Origin of the sequence: Microbulbifer thermotolerans, assembly GCF_900112305.1 — a bacterium.
GTDB classification, from domain to species: Bacteria; Pseudomonadota; Gammaproteobacteria; order Pseudomonadales; family Cellvibrionaceae; genus Microbulbifer; species Microbulbifer thermotolerans.
In genome coordinates, this window is record NZ_FOKT01000005.1 from 323,673 (window position 1) to 344,016 (window position 20,344).

General features: G+C 58.8%; 19 protein-coding genes. 17 read left to right on the plus strand and 2 right to left on the minus strand.

What is annotated here, in order from left to right:
• Positions 1 to 74: 74 nt before the first annotated feature.
• Both BM155_RS10090 and BM155_RS10095 read right to left on the minus strand, forming a co-directional pair.
• Positions 75 to 1,121 carry a FecR family protein gene (locus tag BM155_RS10090; RefSeq protein ID WP_067155009.1) on the minus strand — a complete coding sequence of 349 codons (1,047 nt, stop codon included), beginning with the start codon at positions 1,119 to 1,121 and terminating at the stop codon, positions 75 to 77.
• A 413-nt stretch (positions 1,122 to 1,534) separates the two neighbouring features.
• Positions 1,535 to 2,062 carry an RNA polymerase sigma factor gene (locus BM155_RS10095; RefSeq protein WP_074902914.1) on the minus strand — a complete coding sequence of 176 codons (528 nt, stop codon included), beginning with the start codon at positions 2,060 to 2,062 and terminating at the stop codon, positions 1,535 to 1,537.
• A 226-nt stretch (positions 2,063 to 2,288) separates the two neighbouring features.
• On the opposite strand from BM155_RS10095, the gene dnaX reads away from it, so the two are divergent.
• The 17 genes from dnaX (at position 2,289) to BM155_RS10180 (ending at position 20,321) form a co-directional block, all read left to right on the plus strand.
• Positions 2,289 to 4,247, plus strand: coding sequence for a DNA polymerase III subunit gamma/tau (gene dnaX, locus BM155_RS10100; protein ID WP_074902917.1), 1,959 nt, complete (start codon positions 2,289 to 2,291; stop codon positions 4,245 to 4,247).
• 90 nt (positions 4,248 to 4,337) lie between these two features.
• Complete coding sequence (locus BM155_RS10105; protein WP_067155001.1) at positions 4,338 to 4,682, plus strand: YbaB/EbfC family nucleoid-associated protein; 345 nt, start codon at positions 4,338 to 4,340, stop codon at positions 4,680 to 4,682.
• A 29-nt stretch (positions 4,683 to 4,711) separates the two neighbouring features.
• Entirely contained in the window at positions 4,712 to 5,305 is a 594-nt protein-coding gene (gene recR / locus BM155_RS10110; RefSeq protein ID WP_074902919.1) for a recombination mediator RecR, read from the plus strand.
• Positions 5,306 to 5,313: 8 nt separating this feature from the next.
• Positions 5,314 to 6,444 carry a ribonuclease D gene (gene rnd, locus BM155_RS10115; RefSeq protein WP_067154996.1) on the plus strand — a complete coding sequence of 377 codons (1,131 nt, stop codon included), beginning with the start codon at positions 5,314 to 5,316 and terminating at the stop codon, positions 6,442 to 6,444.
• A complete protein-coding gene (locus BM155_RS10120; RefSeq protein WP_067154994.1) occupies positions 6,441 to 6,728 on the plus strand; it encodes a YcgL domain-containing protein in 288 nt (95 codons plus the stop codon). The genes rnd and BM155_RS10120 overlap by 4 nt, the downstream gene beginning before the upstream one ends.
• Before the next feature lie 13 nt (positions 6,729 to 6,741).
• Positions 6,742 to 7,191: a YcgN family cysteine cluster protein gene (locus tag BM155_RS10125; RefSeq protein WP_067154990.1), complete on the plus strand. Its 450-nt coding sequence runs from the start codon at positions 6,742 to 6,744 to the stop codon at positions 7,189 to 7,191.
• Between the two features lie 54 nt (positions 7,192 to 7,245).
• A complete protein-coding gene (locus BM155_RS10130) occupies positions 7,246 to 7,626 on the plus strand; it encodes a hypothetical protein (protein ID WP_067154987.1) in 381 nt (126 codons plus the stop codon).
• A gap of 145 nt (positions 7,627 to 7,771) precedes the next feature.
• Positions 7,772 to 8,452, plus strand: a complete 681-nt coding sequence (locus BM155_RS10135) for a YEATS-associated helix-containing protein (protein ID WP_067154985.1) — start codon at positions 7,772 to 7,774, stop codon at positions 8,450 to 8,452.
• 137 nt (positions 8,453 to 8,589) lie between these two features.
• Positions 8,590 to 9,435, plus strand: a complete 846-nt coding sequence (locus BM155_RS10140) for an AAA family ATPase (RefSeq protein ID WP_074902921.1) — start codon at positions 8,590 to 8,592, stop codon at positions 9,433 to 9,435.
• Between the two features lie 44 nt (positions 9,436 to 9,479).
• On the plus strand, positions 9,480 to 10,661 hold the full coding sequence (locus BM155_RS10145) for a vWA domain-containing protein (protein ID WP_074902923.1): 1,182 nt from the start codon (positions 9,480 to 9,482) through the stop codon (positions 10,659 to 10,661).
• 234 nt (positions 10,662 to 10,895) lie between these two features.
• Positions 10,896 to 14,810 (plus strand): ATP-dependent RNA helicase HrpA, encoded by a 3,915-nt coding sequence (hrpA, locus tag BM155_RS10150; protein ID WP_074902925.1) that lies wholly within the window; start codon positions 10,896 to 10,898, stop codon positions 14,808 to 14,810.
• 225 nt (positions 14,811 to 15,035) lie between these two features.
• Complete coding sequence (locus tag BM155_RS10155) at positions 15,036 to 15,329, plus strand: HvfA family oxazolone/thioamide-modified RiPP metallophore (RefSeq protein ID WP_067154973.1); 294 nt, start codon at positions 15,036 to 15,038, stop codon at positions 15,327 to 15,329.
• A gap of 250 nt (positions 15,330 to 15,579) precedes the next feature.
• Positions 15,580 to 16,437, plus strand: a complete 858-nt coding sequence (locus BM155_RS10160) for an HvfB family MNIO-type RiPP peptide maturase (RefSeq protein ID WP_074902927.1) — start codon at positions 15,580 to 15,582, stop codon at positions 16,435 to 16,437.
• Positions 16,418 to 17,209, plus strand: a complete 792-nt coding sequence (locus tag BM155_RS10165; RefSeq protein ID WP_074902928.1) for an HvfC family RiPP maturation protein — start codon at positions 16,418 to 16,420, stop codon at positions 17,207 to 17,209. The genes BM155_RS10160 and BM155_RS10165 overlap by 20 nt, the downstream gene beginning before the upstream one ends.
• A gap of 133 nt (positions 17,210 to 17,342) precedes the next feature.
• Positions 17,343 to 18,257, plus strand: coding sequence for an MlaA family lipoprotein (locus tag BM155_RS10170; protein ID WP_254773168.1), 915 nt, complete (start codon positions 17,343 to 17,345; stop codon positions 18,255 to 18,257).
• A gap of 39 nt (positions 18,258 to 18,296) precedes the next feature.
• A complete protein-coding gene (locus BM155_RS10175; RefSeq protein ID WP_067157935.1) occupies positions 18,297 to 19,478 on the plus strand; it encodes a PP2C family protein-serine/threonine phosphatase in 1,182 nt (393 codons plus the stop codon).
• 327 nt (positions 19,479 to 19,805) lie between these two features.
• The gene (locus BM155_RS10180; RefSeq protein ID WP_067154964.1) at positions 19,806 to 20,321 is read left to right on the plus strand and encodes an STAS domain-containing protein; all 516 of its coding nucleotides are present in this window, start codon (positions 19,806 to 19,808) and stop codon (positions 20,319 to 20,321) included.
• The last annotated feature ends 23 nt before the right edge of the window (positions 20,322 to 20,344 follow it).

Here is a 20,344-nt window from a genome sequence, read left to right on the forward strand (position 1 = left end):
TGTGGTTTTCGAGTGTTGTGGGCGGGTGAGACCGAGTTTATGCAATAAACAACCGCCCAGCGGGGTTTTATAACCTAGATATGTTGAGGGGACAAGAGAGTCAGTTTAGGGTCGCTGTCATCCTGATACAGGTCCAGTGCCGCGGCGATGGCCTTCAGCGTGTTGTCCGGGTCAGACAGCTCGAAGGTGCCGGATACCAAGCGGTCGCGCACGCGCGGATCCGCGGCAGCGGGAACTTTCAAGTAGCGGTTTAATTCTTCCAGTACCTCGGCAAGGGGGGTGTGTTCAAATACCAGCACACCGCGGGTCCAGTCCAGTGCTTCCTCCGCGGAGGTGCGGCCCACTTCGCTCAGTCCCCCGCTGGAAACGCTGATTTTCTGGTTTTTGGTCAATTTGACGGATTCGGGGTGGAGGCCTGAGCTACTTTCCGCTTCACTGACTGCCACCACGCCATCGGTTACGGATACGCGCGTATTTTCCGGGTTGCGCTCCACATTGAACTCGGTGCCGAGTACCCGGATGTTGGCCTTGCCCGCGGCCACTGTGAAGGGGCGCGCGGTCTGACGGACCACGTCGAAATAGGCCTCGCCGCGCAACAGGCGAGTGTGCCGCTCTTCCCGGCTGTAGGCCACGCGCAACTCAGTATTGGTATTGAGTTGTACCAGGGTGCCGTCGGCCAGGGTGACGGTGCGGGTCTCGCCAACCTGAGTGACATAAGTTTGTTCACGCAGGCCGCCGAAACTCCACGGGTTGCCCAGCCAAAGTGCAATCGCCAGACAGGCTGCGACCAGCCCTCCACTAATCGTCCACCGGGAAATAAAGCGTCGGCTGTCGGTGGCCGCGGTGCGGGCGTTCTTTTGCTGTTCAGAGGCGGGTTTTGGCGACGGCCGGCTTTCGGGGAACAGCTGGTCGATTGGCAGGTGGGCCAGGGCGCCCAGATCACCCCACAGCTCCGCCATCTGGTCGAAAGCACGGCGGTTTGCCGCGGACACAGAGAGCCATTTCGCGAATTCTCGGCGGTCGGTACTACTGACTTTATCGGAGCGCAGACGTGCGATCCAGGCGCATGCCTGGTCCAGCTGCTCGTCGTTTGGTGCTTCTTGTACGCTCGCTGTAGTCACCGCTCTATACCCTGTTTAGTCCGTGGTTGTCCTGTCTATTCTGTCTCTCGGTTAAATCCGTACTTCGCTCGTTTGTGGTGCATTTTATTCAAAGCTGCCGTTATGACGCGATTTTTTTCGTGCACATGACTTGCTGCGCAATTACTTTTTCTTTTTGTGCGTCAAGTTGAACTTTTATATTTTCTTTCGCCAGTTTTTTGCGCTTGGATGTCTCACCCTGATGTTAAGACGACCGGCAGTCCAAGTCCCTCAAGTAAATTTGTCGAAATATCAAAGTTGGCTTGCACAAAGCTTGTGCGCTGGCTCTCAATTCTGCAAATCCTTTGCGATAGAGCGGGGGAAAAATACGTCCAAGCAGTCAGCGTTTCACGCTGTTTGATTAGCTAATGACCAATCCGTTCCCCGGATGCCTGTCAGTTCATATCGACACGGCGGCGGCATACCTTGAGAGCCTGCAGTATGTACTTCTCCACACTGCTTACCGAGGTGTTCATTTCCTGGGCGATTTCACTGTAGGACAGGCCTCGGGTGCGGTGTAAAAGAAAGGCTTGGCGGCATTTGAGGGGGAGACTGTCCATGGCGTCGTAGATGGATTGCAATTGCTGCCGGGCCGCCAGTACCCGTTCCGGGGACTGGTGGTCGGCTTGGTCGTCGCCGGGCAGCGTTTCCTCCTCGGCGGGCAGCTGCTGGTTGATGTACTCCATATGCAGCTTGCCGCGGCGCAGCTGATCCACGGCGAGATTGTTGGCGATCTGGTAGAGGTAGGCGCGCGGATTCTCCAGTTCCTTCTCGTCACTGAGCTTCTGCAGGCGAAGGTAAGCGTGCTGGGCTATGTCTTCGGCATCGTCGGTGTTGCGGACAATGCGGACCACGAAGCGCACCAGTGCCTGGCCGTGTTCGGCAAACAGCTTTTCCAGAAGCGTTTTCCGCGCTTTATTCATTGATTGGAGGTGCCCCCTACTACGTGCGGCTTCGGCGATTATCACTTGTTGTTTTGATCGCGAGCTGGCGCACAGTTATAACACAGGCGCCGTGCGCCCGACGAGAGGTGGATGAGGCGGAGTGAATGTCCGCTGTGACTTGGCGCCTATGCCGGTATAATGGCGCCCGCGCCACCGGCGCTCGGATTGAATACAGAGAATGGCGCCGTCGGGCGCTGGAGAGTGGATGAGCTATCAAGTACTGGCGCGCAAGTGGCGGCCGCGGCTGTTTCGGGAGATGGTGGGGCAGGAGCATGTGCTCCAGGCGCTGATCAATGCTCTGGACAACGGTCGCCTGCACCACGCTTACCTGTTTGCCGGTACCCGCGGCGTAGGTAAGACCACGATCGCGCGCATCCTGGCCAAATGCCTGAACTGTGAGAGTGGTGTCAGCTCCGAGCCCTGTGGCCAGTGTCTGGCCTGTACGGAGATCGCCGAGGGGCGCTTTGTTGACCTGATCGAAGTGGACGCCGCCTCCCGCACCAAGGTGGAGGACACGCGTGAACTGCTGGAAAATGTCCAGTATGCGCCGACCAAGGGGCGCTATAAGGTCTACCTGATCGACGAAGTCCATATGCTCTCCAACAGCTCCTTCAACGCGCTGTTGAAGACCCTTGAAGAGCCGCCACCCCACGTCAAATTCCTGCTCGCCACCACCGACCCGCAAAAGCTGCCGGTCACGGTGCTTTCCCGTTGTCTTCAGTTCAATCTGAAAAACATGAGCCCGGAACGGGTGGTGGAGCACCTGCGTTTTGTGCTGGAGCAGGAAATGGTTCCCTTCGAGGAGGGAGCCCTATGGCTCCTGGGACGGGCCGCCGACGGCAGTATGCGCGATGCCATGAGCCTCACCGACCAGGCGATCGCCTTTGGCGGAGGCAAAATCAGCGAGTCGGAAGTGCGGGCCATGCTCGGCAGCATCGATACCGGATTGGTGTGGAAGCTGTTGCAGGCCTTGGCGGAGGAAAGCGCACCGGCCCTGTTTGCCGCCGTTGAGGAATTGGCGCAGCAGGCACCGGATTACAGTGCCGCACTGGCAGAACTGGCCAACAATCTGCACCGTATCGCCGTGGCTCAAGTGCTGCCGCAGTCTGCGGACAATGCTCTGGGCGACGGAGAGCGGCTTCGCGATCTGGCCGGGCGCCTGGCCCCGGAAAACGTTCAACTCTACTACCAAATGGCGCTGCTCGCGCGCCGCGACCTGCCCCTGGCGCCCGATCCGCGCAGCGGCTTTGAGATGGCGCTTCTGCGCATGCTCGCCTTCCGCCCCCAGGGGGTGGCGGATGTGCCGCGAGCACGCCTGCAGGCAGACAGCGGGGGCGAGGTGGCAGCGCGGGAAAGCGCCGCTCAGGAGATGAACTCCACAAGAGCGGAGAGTCCTGAAGGAAAAAGGCCGCAACCTGATTTGACACCGGCTGAGCCGACAGCCGAGCCTATTCCTTCTCCGGCACTGGCACCCGCACCGGTAGCGCCGCTGGAACAAGCCCCCGCGAGTGCTTCGGGACCCGCCGAGCCGCCGCAGCCAACGGGCAGCCAGCCCCCGGCCCCTGGCAGCGATGATCGACCGGCTGATCCTGTACACACTGCACCAGAGCCTGAGCCCCCCGCCCAGGCGGCGGGAGACAAGGCCGCTTTACGCGAACAGCTGCGCCGACAGGTTGCCGAGGTTGAGGCGGGCCCGGCGCCAGCGCCAGAGGCTTCGCAGCCCGACAAGAGCACCCCGTCAGCCGAGAAACCGAAGGCGCGCCTCGACGCGCTGACACCCGGCAGCTGGCCCGCGCTTTACAGCCAGCTGGGCGTCAGCGGCATACTCCATTCCATCGCCTTCCATCTGGAGCTGGTGGGAAGGCGGGACAATATACTGTCCTTTATCCTGGATGAGTCCTATAGCAGCTTGTATGACGAGGTGCACCAGCGCCGTTTGGCAGATCTGCTCGGTGACTTTTTTCAGCAACCGGTTACTGTTCATATCCAGGTGGGCCAAGTACAGGGGCAGACGCCTGCACACTTGGCCGCGGCCACCAGGGAAGAACGCCTGGCCGCCGCGCGGGAAGCCTTGTCCAGCGACCCGCTGGTGCGGGAACTGCAGCAGGAGCTGGGTGCCGAACTGCTGCCGGATTCCGTGGAATCCTTGGTGGAAACCGAATAACTAGCTATGCGGGAGCATTCGCCAAAGATTGCCGCCGCGCCGCAATTGAGACGGCAGGCGCCCGCAGCGAATCAATAGAAGAGGTTCATCATGAAAGGTTTGGGCGATTTGATGCAGCAGGCCCAGAAGATGCAGGCCGAGATGCAGGAGAAAATGCAGAAGATACAGCAGGAGCTCGACGCTCTGCGTGTCTGCGGGGAGTCCGGTGCCGGAATGGTCAAGGTCACCATGAACGGTCGCCACGATGTCACATCGGTGGAAATCGATCCGGACCTGCTCGGTGAAGACAAGGAAATGCTTGAGGACCTGCTGGCCGCCGCAGTGAATGACGCGGTGCGTCGCGTTGAAGAAAAAACACAGGCGCTGCAGAAACAGCGGCTGGGTGATCTTGCCTCCGGTATCAGCCTGCCCGAAGGCTTTAAATTCCCTTTTTGAGCCGACCGCGGCGCTGAATCCCAGAATCTATGTTTAGTCCCCTGATTGAAGATCTCATCCGCGCCCTGCGCTGTCTGCCGGGCGTGGGGCCAAAGTCCGCTCAGCGCATGGCGATGTACCTGTTGGAAAAGGACCGGGACGCGGCGAGCGCACTGGTGCGCGCTCTGGAGCAGGCGGTGGAAAAAGTCGGGCGTTGCAGCCAGTGCCGTACCCTGACGGAACAAGAGGTCTGCGCTCTGTGTAACAACCGTCATCGCGATCAGAAACTGCTGTGCGTTGTGGAGACTCCGGCGGATATTCTGGCGATAGAACAGGCGGGCAACTATCACGGCCGCTACTTTGTCCTGCACGGCCACCTGTCGCCGATCGACGGTGTGGGCCCGGCAAATCTGGGTATCGATCTGCTGGAGCAGCGCCTGGCCAGTGAACCGCTGGAGGAGCTGATTATCGCCACTAACCCCACGGTCGAGGGTGAGGCCACGGCGCAATTTATCGCCGAGCGCGCCAGGGCCCGCGGCATTGCCGTGAGCCGTATCGCCCACGGCGTTCCCATTGGCGGCGAGTTGGAATATATCGACGGGGGCACCCTGGCACACGCCTTTAACAGCCGAACCGCATTTTAAGAAAACGCATGGTGAAAGTAGATACCACCCCCATCTGGATTGACAGCGGTGAACAGCTGGCCGAACTCTGTCAGCGCTGGCGTCGTCAGCAGGCGTTGGCACTGGATACAGAGTTTATGCGCAGCCGCACCTTCTATCCCCGGCCCGCCCTGGTGCAGGTGGGCGACGGTGAGCGCTGCTATCTGATCGACAACCTGGCCATTGACAATCTCGATCCCTTGCGTGAACTGCTGCTGGACACCCGCGTTACCAAGATCATGCACAGCTGCAGTGAAGATCTGGAAACACTGGAGCGGCTGTTGGGGGCCATCCCCGAGCCGGTCTTCGATACCCAGATCGCTGCCGCCCTGACCGGTATGGGTGCGGGTCTCGGATATGCCGCAGCGGTGAAGGAGCTGCTCAATATAGAGCTGCCAAAGAGCGAGACCCGCTCCGACTGGTTGCAGCGCCCGCTTTCCGAAGCGCAGAAAAAATACGCCGCGCTGGACGTGGCTTGGTTACCGCTGATGTACGGTGTGCTGATCAAACGCCTGCGCGAGCGCGGGCGCCTGGAATGGCTGCAGGAAGACTGCGCGGCGTTGGTGTCCGCGGCCCGCAATCCGCAACCACCGGAACTTTACTACCGCAAGGTAAAAGGCGCCTGGCGCTTGCGCGGCGCGCAGCTGGCGGCGTTGCAGGACCTGTGTGCCTGGCGCGAACGGGAGGCGCGCCTGCGCGACCTGCCCCGCAACCACCTGCTGAAGGAAAATGTTTGTATGAATCTTGCCCAGCGGCTGCCAAAGCACGTGGCTGCGCTGGCACAGCCGGGGTTTGAAGGGCGAGCGTTGCGTGAATACGGCGAGACACTGCTACAGATTATCCGGCGCGCGGCCGAACGCCAGGACCCGCCGCCGCCTCTGCCCCAGCCCCTCAATCGCCGCGAGGGAGAATGGCTGAAACTACTGCGCCAGTGCGTCAGCACCGTCGCCGAGCAGGAAGGGCTGCCTGCGGAAATACTGGTGCGCAAGAAGGAGTTGGAGACATTGATACAGTCGCCCCGCCCCGAGTTGCAGGGGCGCCTGCGCGGCTGGCGTGCTCCAGTCATTGGCGAGCGGCTACTCAAAGTATTGAATGAGCTGCGCAAAGAGGAACCGAAGTGAAAAGCCTGTGCGATATTTACCGCAGTCCGCGCAAGGACGAAATGTATCTCTACGTGGACAAACGCGAAGGCACAGCCAAGGTGCCTGAAAAACTATTGCAACTGTTCGGCAAGCCGCAGCATGTAACCACACTGCTGCTGACGCCGGATAAGCGCCTGGCCCGCGCGGATGCGAACAAAGTCCTGAATGAAATCCGCGAGCACGGCTACTATTTGCAGATGCCTCCGGCAGTCGATTCAGAGATGAGCGCCATCGCCGCTAAAAACTGCAAGCTGCAGCGCTGAGCGGGCGGCCGTGATGGAAAAAAATTTCTGGCAGAGCAAATCCCTTGGGCAGATGAGTGACGCAGAGTGGGAAGCGCTCTGCGACCGCTGTGGCCGCTGCTGTCTACACCGGCTGGAGGATGAGGAAAGCGGTGAGATCTACAGCACCAACGTCGCCTGCCGGCTGCTGGACACTCACTCCTGCCGCTGTCGCGATTACGCCCAGCGCAAAAGAGAAGTGCCGGACTGCATTCAGTTGCGTGCGGTAAGCGGCGGGGGCTTCAGCTGGCTGCCGGCGACATGCGCCTACCGGACCCTGGCCGAGGGGCGCCAGCTGGCGGCGTGGCATCCATTGGTTTCGGGCCGCGCGGAATCAGTGCACGAGGCGGGCATCTCGGTGCGCGGCCGTGTGATTAGTGAAGAACTGGTGCATCCGGACGACTTTGAGGAGCATATCGTCCGCTGGGTAAGTGGCGAATGCTAAATCTGTTTACAGGGCGGGTACTATGTCCGTCCTTGTTGGAAGTAAAGAAATACCATGGCTGAAGAATACCGCATTGCCTGGACCATCTACACCGCTGCCACCCTGGTGCTGTTACTGGCTGGCTGGTGGTTCACGCGCACCTGGAGCTGGGCTTGGCTGCGCCGTCTGCTGCTGATCACCTTTGCCGCGGTGCTGCTGATGCCCGCGCGCCCTATGGCGCCCGATGCGGTGGCGGTCCCCGTGTTGCCCTTGTTTGTTTACCAGATGCTGTTTGAGGAGGAGGGCGCAGCGCCGGAAGTGACCGCCAACTTGGTGTTTGCCGCTGGCGGCGCCTTGACGCTGATGGCCCTGTGGGGGCTCGCCGTCCTCTACCTGGGCTACCGCCGCGAAAAGCGCCAGCGCTTCCAGGAAGATCCCTATTTCGACGAGCAGTGACGGAGCATCCGATCAAAGGCGCCTTTTTCTCCCTCCTCCTCCACCGCAGGGGGCCGCAACTGCTATATCTATAAGGCTGGCCCTGCCATCGACGTGGATTCAAACAGAAAAATACCGGCGCTTCCTTGCCGGCAGAGGGACAGGGATGCTCGACCATCTACTAATCCTGACGGCCGTAATGCTGGTCTCGGGTATTCTCGGCGGCCTGGTGAACTACTACCAGATGCTGTTTACCGAGGAGGACCCGGCGGGTCTGGCGCGTTGCCTGATTATGGGGCTGTGCGGCGCGCTGATGGTGCCGATTTTCCTCAAATTCACCCAGAGCGATCTGTTGATAGAGATTCAGGGGGACCCCTCGCGTCTGCTGATCTTCACCGGCTATTGCCTGCTCGCCGCCATCGCCTCGCGCATGTTCGTATTCAACGCCGCACGCCGGCAACTGCGCGACGCCAGCATCGCCCGCGCCCGGGTGGAGCACTTGGAGCAAGAGCTGCGCGCAATGCAGTTAGAGATGCTGCCCTTGCTGGAGCACGAGATAGAGGGCGACCCGGAACAGGGGCCGACGCTGGACTTCAACCAGATCCGCAAGCTGGACGACAATGCACTGCAGGTGCTCAAACTGCTCAACAACAGCGACTGTGTCTTCCGAGCTCTGTCAGGCATGGTGCAGGAGGCGGGAATGGAAACCAACTCTGTCGCTCGCGCGCTGAACAACCTGCTGGTACTGGAGATGGTGGGCAAGATCCACAGCCATCTGGGCATCCGCTGGTATATCACCGACAAGGGCCGCCAAGTGGTCCACCGCCGGAGCACTCAGGCCGCCTGAGCCGGTTCGCCGGTCGGGTACGCCTGTAGCTCACAAGTCGTCAATGACATTGAGCACTCCCGTCTTCCATCCCTTTTGGCCGATCAATTAATATGCGCTTCTCACAGTAACCTGCGCGGAACCTGAGTGGAGCGACAATGAAATTTACCGGCACTGAAAGCTATGTAGCCAGCGAAGACCTGCAGATGGCGGTGAACGCGGCGGTCACCCTGCAGCGGCCGTTGCTGATCAAGGGTGAGCCGGGCACAGGCAAGACACTGCTGGCCGAAGAGGTGGCCCGCAGCCTGGGTCTCCGCTTGATACAGTGGCATATCAAATCCACCACCAAGGCGCAGCAGGGGCTGTACGAATACGATGCCGTATCCCGCCTGCGGGATTCCCAGTTGGGGGTGGACAAGGTCCACGATATCCGCAATTACATCAAGCGGGGTAAGCTGTGGGAGGCTTTTGAGTCCGAGGAGCGGGTGGTGCTCCTGATTGATGAAATCGACAAGGCGGATATCGAGTTTCCCAACGATTTGCTGGTAGAGCTCGACCGCATGGAATTCTTCGTCTACGAAACCGGCGAGACGGTCAAGGCCAAACAGCGCCCCATTGTTATCATCACTTCCAACAATGAGAAGGAGCTGCCGGACGCTTTTTTGCGCCGCTGTTTCTTCCACTACATCAGTTTTCCGGATCGGGAGACGATGCACAAAATCGTCGAAGTGCACTTCCCCGGTATCAAGCGCCAATTAGTGGCGGAGGCAATGGATATTTTCTTCCAGCTGCGCGAAGTGCCGGGTTTGAAGAAAAAGCCTTCCACTTCCGAATTAATCGATTGGTTGAAACTCCTGCTGGCGGACGATATTCCCGAGGAGGTACTGAGAAGCCGTGACAGCAGCAGTGCGATTCCGCCTTTGTACGGCGCTCTGCTGAAAAACGAGCAGGACGTGCATATGCTCGAGCGGTTGGCCTTTATGGCTCGCCGGGAAAAGCGTTAGCCACTGTCGGCGACCCGGCTTTCACCCCGCGATAGAGGCGCAATATGCTGATCGGTTTTTTCCTGAGTCTGCGCCGGCATAAACTGCCGGTTTCCATTACTGAGCTGTTGTCTCTGCTGGAAGCCCTGCAGCAGCACTTGGTTTTTGCAGATATGGAAGCCTTTTATTTTCTCGCCCGCACCTGCCTGGTCAAGGATGAAAAGCATTTCGACAAGTTCGACCGGGCATTCGAGGCTTATTTTAAAGATTTGCAAACACTGGACGACATTCTCGAACAGTTGATTCCCGAGGACTGGCTGCGCTCTGAATTCATCAGGCAGCTCTCGGAAGAGGAAAAAGCCAAAATCGACAGCCTCGGCGGCCTTGAAAAGCTGCTGGAAGAATTCCAAAAGCGCCTGCAGGAGCAGAAAAAGCGCCACAGCGGCGGCAATCGTTGGATAGGCACCGGTGGCACAAGTCCCTTCGGCAACAGCGGCTATCACCCGGAAGGCATCCGCGTGGGGGGGAGCAGCCGCAACCGTTCTGCAGTCAAGGTGTGGCAGAAGCGGCAGTTCCGCAACCTGGACGACAGTGTCGCACTGGGCACACGCAATATTCAGATGGCGCTGCGCAAACTGCGCAAATTCGCCCGCGCCGGCGCTGCCGAGGAACTGGACTTGGACGGCACCATTGCATCGACAGCGCGCAACGCCGGCCTGCTGGATATCAAAATGGTGCCGGAGCGACACAATGCAGTAAAAGTGCTGATTTTCTTCGATGTGGGCGGTTCCATGGACATGCATGTGCGTGTGTGTGAAGAACTCTTCTCCGCCTGCCGCTCGGAGTTTAAGCACCTGGAATATTTTTATTTCCACAACTGCGTTTACGAACATGTGTGGAAGGACAACCAGCGCCGCTATGGGGAAACCACTCCCTTGCTGGAAGTGCTGCGCACCTATGGCAAAGACTACAAAATCATATTCGTAGGCGATGCCTCCATGGCGCCTTACGAGATCACCAGCCGCTACGGTAGTGTCGAGCATATGAACGAAGAGCCGGGGGCAATGTGGTTGCAGCGGGTAGTGGATAACTACGACAGCCTGGTGTGGCTGAACCCGGTCGACGAAGCTCACTGGCAATACACATCCAGCATCGGCCTGATTGAACGCCTGGTTGGTGGGCATATGTATCCCATGACCTTGGAGGGACTGGACCGGGCCATTGCCTACCTGGTGAAGGGGCGCTGACCGAGTATCCGGAGGTTTCGAAATATCCATCCCATCGTCTGAGTGCCTCATCCAGCTTCGAGGAAGCTTTACCGTCAAGAGGTGAATGCATCAGTGGTGCCCTAGTTGCCACGAAGCAAGCTCATCCGAGTTTCCTCGAGCACAGATTCCCAAGCGCTTTTACTGCGGCGCCGCTGACTGTGCCGATGCGGAGAGACGGGTATAATTGCCGGTTTGCAGTGGCAAAGCGAACCCATGAAACACCCTGAGACCGCAACCTCCCCCACCGCTGTGGAAAGCCGCATCGCCCAGTGTATGGGGCGCGATCGCTACCGCCTGCGTAAGTCTCTCAGTAACGCGCGCAGGCGAATCAAGGCGGGCAAACCGGCCGACCGCATGCTTGCGCAAATCAAGGAACAGCTCGAGACGTCTCTGGCACTGGTGGAGGCGCGCCGGCAGAAAGTGCCGGAAATACGCTGGCCGGAAGGGCTTCCAGTGGTGGCCCGGCGCGATGAAATCGCCGAGCTGATCGCCAAACACCAAGTGGTTGTTGTCGCCGGGGAAACCGGATCGGGAAAAACTACCCAGTTGCCGAAAATCTGCCTGCAACTTGGCCGCGGTATCACCGGCCAGATCGGCCATACCCAGCCGCGCCGTATCGCCGCGCGCACCGTTGCCAATCGCATTGCCGAGGAGTTGGGGCAGCCGTTGGGGGAATCCGTCGGCTACCAGGTGCGCTTTACCGACCACAGCAGCGAGCACACCCATATCAAGTTGATGACCGACGGCATACTGCTGGCGGAAATCCAGCGCGATCCGTTGCTGAATCAATACGACACTCTGATTGTGGACGAAGCCCATGAGCGCAGTCTGAATATCGATTTCCTGCTGGGCTATTTGAAAACCCTGCTGCCGAAGCGTCCGGATCTTAAACTGATCATCACATCAGCTACCATCGACCTGGAAAAATTTTCCCAGCACTTCGACGGTGCACCGATCATTGAGGTCTCCGGGCGCACCTACCCGGTAGAGATCCGCTATCGCCCGCCGCTCGACAGTGACCAGGATTTGAACGAGCAGGTTGTCGCCGCGGTGGAGGAGCTTCTGGAGGGGGAAAAATCCAGCGGCAGGCGCGGCGGCGATATCCTGGTATTTATGAGTGGTGAGCGCGAAATCCGCGAATGTCACAAAGCGCTGCGCGATGCGCAGTTGGCGAATATTGAGATACTCCCGCTCTATGCGCGCCTCAGTCTGGCGGAGCAGGCCAAGGTTTTTCACGGTCACAAGGGCCGCAGGATAGTCCTCGCCACTAACGTGGCGGAGACCTCGATTACCGTGCCCGGGATTCGCTATGTGATCGATCCCGGCACAGCGCGAATCAGCCGCTACAGTTACCGCAGCAAAATTCAACGGCTGCCGGTGGAACCCATTTCCCAGGCCAGCGCCAATCAGCGCGCCGGCCGCTGTGGCCGCGTCAGTGCCGGTATCTGTGTGCGGCTCTACGACGAAAAGGACTTCGAGCAGCGGGCACAATTTACCGATGCGGAGATACTGCGCACCAATCTGGCTGCGGTTATTCTGCAAATGTTGCAGCTCAGAATTGGTGATATCCGCGACTTTCCGTTTGTTGATCCGCCGGACCAACGCCTGATTAACGACGGTTACAAATTGTTACAGGAATTGCAGGCGCTGGACGCGCGCGGCAAGGTGACGCCGCTCGGGCGCACTCTGTCGCGCCTGCCACTGGACCCGCGTCTCGGTCGTATGCTGGCGGCCGCCGCGGCGCGCGGCAGCCTGCGGGAAATACTGATTATTGTCAGTGCGCTTGCGGTGCAAGACCCACGCGAGCGCCCGGCGGAAAAGCGGCAGGCAGCGGATGAAAAGCACAGGCAGTGGCAGCACCAGGAATCGGATTTTCTCTCCTATGTGCAGCTGTGGGAGGCTTTTGAAGCACAGCGCCAGGCCCTGAGCCAGAACCAGCTGCGCAAATGGTGTCAGAGAAACTTTCTGTCCTGGTTGCGTATGCGCGAGTGGCGGGATATACACCACCAACTGCGCCTGGCCTGTCGTGAGTTGAAACTGAAGGAAAATGCTGAGGCGGCGGATTACGCTGCGGTGCACGCGGCCATTGTGCCCGGCTTGCTGGGCAATATCGGTGTGCGGGATGAAAATAAAGAATTTCTCGGTTGTCGCAACCGGCGTTTCCATATTTTTCCCGGATCAGGCCAATTCAAAAAACCTCCGCGTTGGGTTGTCGCCGCGCAGTTGCTGGAAACCAGCCGGCTATTCGCGCACACCGTGGCAAAAATCGAGCCGGACTGGGTGCTTGCGGCGGCGGAGCACCTCGTCAAGCGCAACTATTCCGAACCCCACTACGATACCCGTTCCGGCCGGGTGATGGCGTTTGAAAAAATCTCCCTCTACGGTCTGGTGCTGGTGGAAAAACGCCGCGTCCACTTTGGAAAACTGGACCCGAAAATATCCCGTGAGGTCTTTATTCGCCAGGCACTGGTGGAGCAGCGCTACCGGGGCAAGGGCGGATTTTTCGAACACTACCGGGAGCTGCTGGCGGAATTGGAGGATTTGGAGGCCAAGTCCCGCCGCCGCGATATCCTGGTAGATGACGAAGTGATTTTCCGCTTTTTCGACGAGCGAGTGCCTGGGGACATCATAAACCTGGCCGGTTTTGAGCACTGGCGCAAGCGGGCGGAGGAAAAGGAGCCGCATCTGCTCTACGTCCCCCGTGAACTTTTGATGCAGCACACCGCATCCAATATCGGTGAGGCTCAATTCCCCGATGAACTGTCCACCGGCGGCATGGTGTTTCCGCTCGCCTACCACTTCGAGCCTGGAGCGGAAGATGACGGTGTCAGTGTTCAGGTGCCCGTGGGCGCACTGCACCAAGTCCCTGCGGCGCGGCTTACCTGGCTGGTACCAGGGCTGTTGCGCGACAAATGCATAGCGCTGATCAAGGCACTGCCCAAACAATGGCGCAAATATTTTGTGCCTGTGCCCGCGGCGGTGGACAAGGCGTTGCCCCGCCTACAGCCGGACCAGTTGCCCTTGTGGCAGGCGTTGGCGCAGGAACTCAAACGTCAAACCGCGCAGGAAGTGCCGGATTCCGCCTGGGAAGCGGCGGAAGCATCTCTCGAAGATTTTTACCGTTTCAATATCCAGGTGCTGGACGAGGAGGGTGAACTGCTCGATCAGGGGCGGAATCTGCCTGAGTTGCAGGCGCGCTACAAGGACCGGGTACAAAAGGAACTGGCCACTGCCGGCGATGACTTCGAGCGCGAAGGGATCACCCACTGGGATTTCGGCGATCTGCCCGAAATCCACATATTGCAACAGGGTGCCTTGAAAGTACGCGCCTATCCAACCTTGATAGAGGCGCAAGACAGCGTTTCCCTCAAGCTGTTGGATAATCCCTATGAAGCGCAACGGCAGAGTCGCGCGGGTATCTGTCGTCTGGCGCTACTCCACCTGCCCGAGCCGGTCAAATACCTGCGCAAAGAGTTGTTGCGCGGCAAGGAATTGGGGCTTTCCGCTGCGGACCTGGGTAAGCGGGAAGACGTGGCGGACGACATTCTGCTGGCCGCCGCACGCGAGCTTTTCTGGCCGGACGAACAATGGCCGCGCACTGAGGCGGATTTTCTCTCCGCATTGGAAAAGAGTGGGGAACTGGTATCGGTGGCTCAGGAGATCGCCGACCTGCTGGTAAAAGCGCTGGCTCAGTTGGTACCACTGCGCAAGCTGATCAAACAGCAGAAAAATCTGGCCCTGGCCATGGCGGTGGGGGATATCCAGCAGCAACTGGCGGGACTCTTTTACCGCGGCTTTTTGTTCGATACTCCACTGGAGTGGCTGCGCCAATACAGCCGTTATCTTAAAGGGATCTCTCTGCGTCTGGAAAAGGCGGCTCTGGACCCAAACCGCGACCGCCGTTTGCAGGCAGAGCTTCACGGGACCGCAGAACCTTATCTCGCCTTGGCGGAGCGCCATACCCCGAGATCGCTGGCCGCGGATACTCAGCTGGCACAGTACCGTTGGATGTTGGAAGAATTCCGCGTCTCACTCTTTGCCCAGACTTTAAAAACTCTGAGGCCGGTATCCGCCAAGCGCCTGCGCAAGCTGTGGGAGGAAATAGAACCCGCCGTTTGCCGTTTCTGAAAAAATCCCGCCGTAGGTGTAATAAACCCCGCCAAACAGCGACCAACCATTCGAGAACGGGGTCACGGTTTGGACATTATTCCGCTGGAGAGTGGAAATTTCGTTCTTCGATCCTGTCTCAGTGCGCGACTGTTTTGCAGTTGGTGGCACTATACTCCTCCTGGAAAACTGTCGCGCTGTGGCGTTTGTTTTCCATTACTCAGGATTTTTATCAGGAGATCCGTTATGTCCAAGAAGAATCTTTCCCCGGTAGCAGCTGCGGTTGGCGCGGCTTTTCTGGCCTCTGCGGCGATAAATGTTTCCGCGTCTGTCGGCAATGCCAATCCCTTTGCCGCCGAGGAGCTCTCCTCCGGCTATAACCTTGCCATGCAGCAGGGAGAGGACAAGAAAAAGGAAGGCAAATGCGGCGAGGGTAAATGCGGCGAAGGCAAGAAGAAAGAAGGCAAGTGCGGCGAGGGTAAATGCGGAGAAGGTAAGAAAAAGGAAGGTAAATGCGGCGAGGGTAAATGCGGCGGATAATTCGCTATTTCCCTCGCGGGAATCGGCCCTGTCGTTTTTGCATGGAACCGCTGCCAGGGCCGATATCCGCAAAAGTCAAGAAGCCGTGGGGACACGGATGCATTCCCCCTGAGCGCAGAAAGGTTCCAGGTGCGCTCGAGATCCGTCATCCGCTGGTTTCGAAATCCTTCAGCTCATCAATTGCGCTTCCCGTCTATAGTGGCACATTTCTATAAGCCCGGGAGCGGGTGATACAGAGGTTTCTCACAGAATGCAGGAAGATACCTTTTATCCGGTTAACGGTGCCGGCCTGGGGTTGCGGCGCTCTATGATGGGGGAGGAACTTCCCGATGAGTCTGTGGATTTTCTCGAAGTGGCGCCGGAAAACTGGATAGGTGTTGGCGGGCGCTTCGGGCGTTGGTTCCGCAGCTATACTGAAAGGTTTCCCTTCGTTACCCACGGCCTGTCCCTGTCGATCGGTTCGCCCGCTCCCCTGGATCTGGAACTGGTCAAATCCATCAAAAAGTTTATTCGCGATCACGAAATCCGCTGTTATAGCGAGCATCTGAGCTACTGTTCCGACCACGGCCACCTCTACGACCTGTTGCCGATCCCCTTCACCGCTGAAGCGGTCACCTACGTGGCGGGGCGGATACGCACAGTGCAGGATATTCTCGAACAGCGAATCGCCATGGAAAATGTGTCTTACTATGCCGCGCCGGGCCAGGAGATGACGGAGCTGGAATTCCTCAATGCGGTGCTCGAAGAGGCGGACTGTGACCTGCTGCTGGACGTGAACAACGTCTACGTCAATTCCGTAAACCACAATTACGATCCGCTGCACTTTCTGCAGGGGCTGCCCAACACACGCATCCGCTACGTCCATGTGGCCGGGCACTACGATGAGGCCGAGGACTTAAAAGTGGATACGCACGGCGCGCCGGTAATCGACCCGGTATGGCAGTTGCTGGAACGGGCTTATGAAATTCACGGCAGAATGCCGACCTTACTGGAGCGGGACTTCAATATACCGCCGCTGCCCGAATTGTTGTGCGAGGTGGCGCGGATCAGATCTATCCAGGCCGCTTACACAGCGGGGGAGGTGCATCATGCCTTCAGTCACGGGTAACCCCAGGCACTTTCAAAGTCTGCAGCGGGCATTTGCCGCACATTTGCGCGCGCCAGACGCCTGTGTGGCGCCCGAAGGGATTGAAGATCGCCGTATGGGCATCTACCGGGATCTGATTTACAGCAATATCGAGTCTTTTATTGCCGATGGCTTTCCGGTGTTGCGCAGTGTATACCGCGAAGGTGGCGGCGCTGTGGGAGACGAGCACTGGCACGCCATGGTGCGCGATTTTGTCCGGCATCACGCGTCCCGCAGCCCGTACTTTTTACAAATCAGCGAGGAGTTTTTGCACTATCTGCAGCACGAGCGGGGACTGCGCGCCGACGATCCGCCTTTCCTGCTGGAGCTGGCCCACTATGAATGGGTGGAATTGGCCTTGGACGTCAATGAGGCGGAGTTTCCGCAGGCGTTGATGCAAACAGGGGATGTGCTGGTGCAGGTGCCGGTGGTTTCTCCCCTGGTGTGGTCCCTCAATTACCGCTATCCGGTGCATCGGATCGGACCGGCCTACCAGCCGCAGGAGCCGCCGCCGGAACCGACGTTCCTTCTGGTCTATCGCGACCGCAGTGACCGGGTTCGCTTTATGGAAATCAATGCAGTGACTGCGCGCTTGCTACAGTTGCTACAAGAGGGAGAGCGGAACGGGGGGCAGGTGTTGGAAATTCTGGCAGAGGAAATTGGGCAGGTGGACCAGAAGTCAATGTTGGTATTCGGGCGCGAGCTGTTGGAAAAACTGCTGCGCATCGGTGTCATCGCCGGGCTAAAGCCCTGACACTTGCCGGAATCTCTTCAATTCTTGACTAAAACCGCCCAGTCCCCAGCTGCTATGCTGCCCAGGGTGGTTTACCTACTGTGGGGGCGTTAAAATCCTCGCAATTGTAACTATGACGAAGAGGAGCAGGGTTTTGCTGGGACGCAGTTTCATTTCCCCCTGGATGTTTGCAACCATGCTTTGCGCCGCTTCTGCGCTGGCACAGGAGCCTTTTGCAGAGCCGGAACAAGAGGTCGTTGCGCCCCAGACAACATCCGGCGAGCAAGACATACAGCCTTCTGCAGAGAGCGAAGACCCCTTTGCCGCAGATGGAAACGATGCTGAAAGCGAGGCTGAGGCCTCGACGCTGGAAGATGAATACGGTTTCGATCCGGCGGAGGAGTTCGCCAGCGAGGAGGAACCGGCTCAGCGTGACCCCTGGGAGGGCTTCAACCGCGCCGTATTCCGCTTTAACGATACCGCTGACCGATGGGTGCTGAAGCCGGTTGCCACCAGTTACCGCCAGATCACCCCAATATTTATGCAAACCGGTATCAGCAACTTTTTCGGGAACTTGCGCGAGATCACAAACTCCTTCAACAGCCTTTTGCAGGGAAAGTGGGGGCAGGCGGGTAACGACGCAGGGCGCTTCCTGGTTAATAGTACCGTAGGCGTGGCAGGCCTTTTTGATGTGGCCAAGCACGTGGGCCTGGAATCCGGTGAAGGGGAAGACTTCGGCCAGACGCTGGCGGTTTGGGGCATGCCCTCCGGGCCCTATGTGGTGCTGCCCTTTATGGGACCCTCCACCCTGCGGGATGCCCCCGGAGGGGTGGTAGACTGGTATACCAACCCGCTTACCTACATCAATCACGATCAGACCAGCTATGCATTTAAGTTCACCGATTTGGTTCAGACACGTGCCGGTCTGCTGCAGGCGGAAACCCTGTTGCACGGTGACCGCTATATCCTATTGCGGGATGCCTATCTGCAGCGGCGCGACTATCTGATTCGAGACGGTGAATTGGAGGATGATTTCGGCAGCGATTCCGATGAAGAGTTTGACTTCTGATTGTTCCCCAGCCGCCGCCGGGTGTCGGCGAGTCGCGCCATGGCTGACCGCAGAAATGTACTGCTGATCGAAAGTGAGCTGCGTTCCCGCGACTATGTGCGCGGCGCATTGTCGCGTCTCGGCTACGAGGTCGTGGTGGCGGAGAGTGGCGTCGAGGGCATCGGTCGCTTCACCCCGCGGATTTTCCATTTGGTGATTGTCGACCTCAATTTGCCGGACATGGATGGCCTGGAGGTGCTGCGCAAGATCAAGCGCTTGTCCTCGGAAACCGCAGTGATTGTGCTCTCGTCTAATAGCGACGTCGGCGACGCAGTGAAGGCGCTGCGCCTCGGTGCTGCAGACTACCTGCTCAAACCCCTCGAAGATACGGCGGTCATTGACCACGCCATCTGCCGCATTGCCAATGCCGAAACTCTGGAGACCCAAAACCGCGAGTACCGCGAAGAACTGGAGCGGCGCAACCGCGAATTGCGCGATCACGTGGAACTCTTGCAGCAGGACCACCAGGCCGGGCGCCTGTTGCAGCAGCACCTGTTGCCCCGTACCCCCTATCGCTACCCCGGCGGTATAGAAGCCGCTTACCGCCTGGTTCCCTCCCTTTACCTCAGTGGCGACTTTGTCGACTATGGCCTATTCGGAGGGCGCTTTGTCGCCTTCTATCTGACGGATGTGTCCGGGCACGGTGTCTCCTCGGCGCTGGTGACGGCGCTGATCAAGAACAGCATCATGCACGAATTGCGCGAGCGGTCGCTGTTTGTGCAGCAGGAGAGGCTGGGCACTGATCTGCTCGATATTCTCAGCATGATCAATCGGGAGCTGCTTTCCACACGCCTGGAAAAGCATGCCAGTATGTTCGTCGGGGTGGTGGATACCAAAACGGACCAGCTGCACTATGCCGTTGCGGGGCAGGTGCCCATGCCGGCACTGCTGACTGACGAGGGCGCCGAATGGCTGCCCGGTAAGGGACGGCCTCTGGGGCTCTTTGAGCAGGGGGACTGGTCGGTGCTGTGTGCCAAATTGCCGGCTAAATGGTGTCTGGTCACTTGCTCCGACGGTGTGCTGGAGCTTTTGCGGGGAGACCTGTTAAAGCGGGAAGAGCAGCTACTGCAGGCAATCCAACGCAGCTGCGGTGACCTGGATGCCCTCTGTGCCGAGCTGCATGTGGACACGTCCGACGCGTTGCCGGACGACGTCACTATACTCACATTGAGGCAGGGCTGATATAACCGGCATAGCGGTTTGCCGGTAGCTCGGCGCTAGGCGTGGGTGGCGGTTGCCGGCCTGACCCAACAAAGGTGGATACCGGTCTGGGATGGACTTTTCGCCGCTTGGCATACTGGAATAATGCCAGCAATGACCGGAGAGTCCATTCGATCGATTTTGGTACCCTTGCCACTGCCGGTGCGCAGGAGTAAGCTCCGCCCACTTTACGCACAAACCGCTTGATCTGCGCTATCTGACAATCAACGGTTGTGCTCTCTGTAAGTGAACTATCGCCATCTGCCCGCGCGCAATAGCTGCCGCAGCGTGGATGTGCCAGGGGTTGTTATGCAGTCCGGGCAAATTATGGTTGGAGCCCACGAGGGTGTGTACGTCATCAAAATGGTGGGTGATGTGCGCCTCAATTTGTGTGCTTCCTTCGATGACTTTATCGACAGCATGTTTAAGCGCGATGATTTCACCGACGTAGTATTCGACCTGCACGGCGCTGAATGTGTGGACAGTACCACTTTGGGGTTGATGGCTAAGATTGCCATTCGCGCCCTGGAGCGGGGCCGCCCAAAACCGCTCGCCCTGTCCGCTGATGAGGGTATCCGCCACTTGCTGGATGCGATGGGTTTTGAGTCGCTCATCGAAGTCAGCGATGAGCGCCGCGACTTGGCCGAGACCGAGGCCCTCAAGTGCGAGTCTCCGGATGAATACGCGGCGCGGGAGAAGGTGCTGGAGGCCCACCGCGTGTTAATGAGCATGAATGCGCGCAACGAGGAGGCCTTCCGCGATCTGGTTCACTCCCTGGAGCTGGAGTGCGATCCAATTGGCAAGCCTTCCGCGCGGATGCACTGATGATGCATACGCGCTTTGCGGCT